Annotated in this window: 4 protein-coding genes and 1 pseudogene; all 5 read left to right on the top strand. The window is 41.4% G+C overall.

What is annotated here, in order from left to right; genetic code table 11:
• A pseudogene (locus tag GMD6S_RS08735) lies at positions 1-363 on the top strand (GTPase HflX); the annotation flags it as partial.
• Entirely contained in the window at positions 356-979 is a 624-nt protein-coding gene (locus GMD6S_RS08730; RefSeq protein WP_000129699.1) for a hypothetical protein, read from the top strand. The pseudogene GMD6S_RS08735 and the gene GMD6S_RS08730, both read left to right, overlap by 8 nt.
• Before the next feature lie 14 nt (positions 980-993).
• Positions 994-1,923, top strand: coding sequence for a ribonuclease Z (gene rnz, locus GMD6S_RS08725; RefSeq protein WP_000354317.1), 930 nt, complete (start codon positions 994-996; stop codon positions 1,921-1,923).
• A gap of 28 nt (positions 1,924-1,951) precedes the next feature.
• Positions 1,952-2,443, top strand: a complete 492-nt coding sequence (locus tag GMD6S_RS08720) for a DUF7832 domain-containing protein (protein ID WP_000215491.1) — start codon at positions 1,952-1,954, stop codon at positions 2,441-2,443.
• A 28-nt stretch (positions 2,444-2,471) separates the two neighbouring features.
• Positions 2,472-2,719: SDR family NAD(P)-dependent oxidoreductase (locus GMD6S_RS08715; RefSeq protein ID WP_001259141.1), on the top strand; the 248-nt coding region annotated here is incomplete at its 3' end.

The following is a 2,719-nucleotide window of genomic DNA, read 5'->3' as shown; positions in this document are numbered from 1 at the left end:
GAGGAGCATGAAAAAACGGTTCTGTCTATCATGAAAGACTTGGATATGGAGGATATTCCTCGCTTGACTCTTTACAATAAAGCGGATTTGGTGGAGGATTTTACGCCTACTCAAACGCCGTATGCCCTCATTTCTGCCAAGTCTGAGGATAGTCGTGAGCAGTTGCAGGCTTTATTTTTAGAAAAAATCAAGGAGATTTTTGAAGCCTTTACTCTACGGGTGCCTTTTTCTAAGTCCTACAAGATTCATGATTTGGAAAGTGTAGCGATTCTTGAAGATCGTGACTACCAAGATGATGGAGAAGTGATTACAGGCTACATTTCCGAGAAAAACAAATGGAGGTTAGAGGAATTTTATGACTGATATTAAAACCTTGGCTCTAAAGTATGGGGGTTATACAAGTTTGGATAAGGTCTATCTGGATCAACTTCTAGCTGGCAAAACAGAGCAAGAGCAGTTGGCTCTCATCACACCTCCTCCGAGTGTAGTCAATGCCTACTTTGCTGAACTCTACCAGAAAAAGAGTCCTGAAGCTGCGACGGATTATTTTTTAGAAGTCAGTCATGAACTGAATCTCTACAATGCTGATCCAAGTTTCACCTTTGAAAATAAGCCTTTTATTCGTCTTAATTTATCTGGCAAATCTTTTGGATTTTGCTATGAGAGTGAGGGCTTGGGGCGAATTTTCTCTGAAAATGAAGAGGAAATCTCGGATGACTTACTTTTTGAGATTGCGCAAATTTTCCCCCATCAACTAGTCTTTGAGGAGTCTGGAAAGATTTACATGAAGCCTGTCGGAGATGAAGAAGTTGTTAGTGTGAAGAATCTCACAGCTTTGACTGATTTAGAAAGTTTAGCAGATGGTCGCAAGCGTCTCAAAGGCTACAGCCAAGAGGATTTACTGCAAGAAGCTGTTGCTTTTTCTGGCAGTCGCTATTTCCGATCGGAAAATCGCACAGCTATGTTATATATTGATTAATTAGAAAGTATCGAATGGATATTCAATTTTTAGGAACAGGGGCCGGTCAGCCCTCTAAAGCCCGCAACGTTTCAAGTCTCGCCCTGAAACTCTTGGATGAGATTAACGAAGTTTGGCTCTTTGACTGTGGAGAAGGAACGCAAAATCGCATTCTGGAAACCACGATTCGACCACGGAAGGTCAGCAAAATCTTTATCACCCACCTGCATGGAGACCACATCTTTGGATTGCCAGGATTTCTCTCTAGCCGTGCTTTTCAGGCCAATGAAGAGCAGACAGATTTGGACATCTATGGACCGCAAGGAATCAAGTCATTTGTCTTAACCAGCCTTCGTGTGTCAGGCTCTCGTCTGCCTTACCGCATTCATTTTCATGAGTTTGACCAAGATTCTCTAGGGAAAATCTTTGAGACCGATAAATTCACTGTGTATGCAGAGGAGCTGGACCACACTATTTTCTGCGTTGGTTATCGTGTCATGCAAAAGGATCTAGAAGGGACCTTGGATGCTGAAAAACTTAAGGCTGCTGGTGTTCCATTTGGTCCGCTTTTTGGAAAGATCAAAAACGGCCAGGACGTTGTTCTCGAAGATGGAACTGAAATCAAGGCAGCAGACTATATCTCAGCTCCCCGTCCAGGTAAGATTATCACCATTCTGGGTGACACCCGTAAAACCAATGCTAGTGTGCGTTTAGCTGTCAATGCCGATGTCCTTGTCCATGAGTCGACTTATGGCAAGGGAGATGAAAAAATTGCTCGCAATCACGGTCACTCAACCAATATGCAGGCAGCACAAGTAGCAGCAGAAGCCAGTGCTAAGCGCCTCTTGCTCAACCATATCAGTGCCCGCTTCCTATCAAAGGATATTAGTCAGCTTAAGAAAGATGCAGCTAGTATTTTTGAGAATGTCCATGTCGTCAAAGACTTGGAAGAGGTTGAGTTATAATGTTACAGTTCGTTGAGAGGGAATTAAGATGACTGTTGAAAATCGTTTATTGGATAAAGCGGATTGGTATTTTGAGAATGCCTTAACCAACTACTTGCACAGCTATTCATTACAAAAAGAAGAGTTAACTCAAAAAGATTATCGGGAGATTTATCGTTGGGCTGCGAATCATATCGGTTTTTTCGTTACTTGGCTCATCCTGCATGATGCAAAAGAATTGATGTTTCCTGATGAAGAAACGGTATTCCAAAGTTTAAAAAACGAGCAAACTTTGGGTGTTGATTATCTTTTAGACTGGTGCGATGGTAAACTGGGAACAATGGATATTACAAAGGATTTTCAGGCTTTTGTAAATGACTATTATGAACATCAGTATATGGATGATTATTCCGAATTTGTAGTCAATGACTTATATGACTTGCCTTTAGAATTTTTAGGTAGCTGGGAGGATTATCATCTGTTTGCTCCTGTCATTGATCAAGCCTATGCTCATTATTTAGCTGGAAAAAGATTTCATTAAATTGATCAAAACTTTGAAAGGAATAGAGATGCGTACCATCATCATCACTGGGGCAAGCGGTGGCTTAGCCCAAGAAATGGTCAAACTCTTGCCAAATGACCAACTCATCTTACTAGGTAGAAACAAGGAAAAACTAGCCCAACTATATGCAAAGCATCCTCATGTAGAATGGATTGAAATCGATATTACTGATGACTCAGCCCTAGAAGCTCTGGTAGCTGACCTCTATCTCCGTTATGGCAAGATTGATGTCTTGATTAACAATGCTGGCTATGG

This window comes from Streptococcus sp. GMD6S (assembly GCF_000297015.1).
The sequence above is the reverse complement of the archived record's forward strand: the minus strand, read 5'-3'. Positions and strand labels throughout refer to the sequence as shown.